Below are 793 nucleotides of genomic sequence, written 5' to 3'. Positions count from 1 at the left end.
AAAATTATTGCTGCTGCAATAACAATTAAAATACGGATCAAACTGCTCGCAATTCCTGCACCAAAGACACCTAATCCGCTTACAGAACCTATACCAAAAATAAGCGGCCAAGAGATAAGAAAATTCACAAGGATAGCCGCAAGCATAACCCAGGTTAACGGCTTTGGATTACCAATTGCTGACAGTAATCCCCGGCTATTCACATAAAGATAAAAAAACACCACCCCTATAGCAGCACCACTATTATATTCCTGCGCTATATTGGCAATTGTCCCATCTTGGCCGAGAAAACACAAAATATTTCTCGTGTTGAGTAAAATGATCGCACTCATCATTCCAATCACAAGGGAAAGCCATATTCCTTGATCAAACCATGCCTTCAATGCATATCTATCTTGTCTACGAAAACTTTCCGCAAGTTTTGGTGCAACCGCGGTAATAATACCTAGCCCAAACAACATAACAAAACTAAATATACTCAGAGCTAACATTGTACCACTCAAGACTTGCACGCCTAAATGCGCTACAAGCGCTGCATCTGTGAAGGAAATCATCATCTGAGAGATAAACCCAACAGCCAGTGGCATGCCAAGAGAGAGCAATTGCTTCATCACAACAAACATTGTGAAATACCCTTCCATATTGAAGGGCATATTAAGCTCGGATCTTTTAAACAAAACACATTGATTTTTTCCGTAAAGTCTTTCCATCACAAGTCTTGTGTAAAGGATGCATAATGAGAACGCATTAAGGTAAGAGGAGATGCCCAGTTCTTAAAAAAGAAGCGCAATGC

At 40.1% G+C, this 793-nt stretch carries 1 protein-coding gene; it reads right to left on the bottom strand.

The window, feature by feature from the left end; all coding sequences use genetic code 11:
- A partial coding sequence (locus ACFIL8_RS11520; RefSeq protein ID WP_375689912.1) for an MATE family efflux transporter occupies positions 1-623 on the bottom strand: 623 nt, incomplete at its 3' end.
- Between the last annotated feature and the right edge of the window lie 170 nt (positions 624-793).

Origin of the sequence: Bartonella sp. AP57NXGY (assembly GCF_042195805.1) — a bacterium.
In the GTDB taxonomy this organism is placed as follows: Bacteria; Pseudomonadota; Alphaproteobacteria; order Rhizobiales; family Rhizobiaceae; genus Bartonella.
This window is presented reverse-complemented; position numbering and strand designations above follow the sequence as displayed.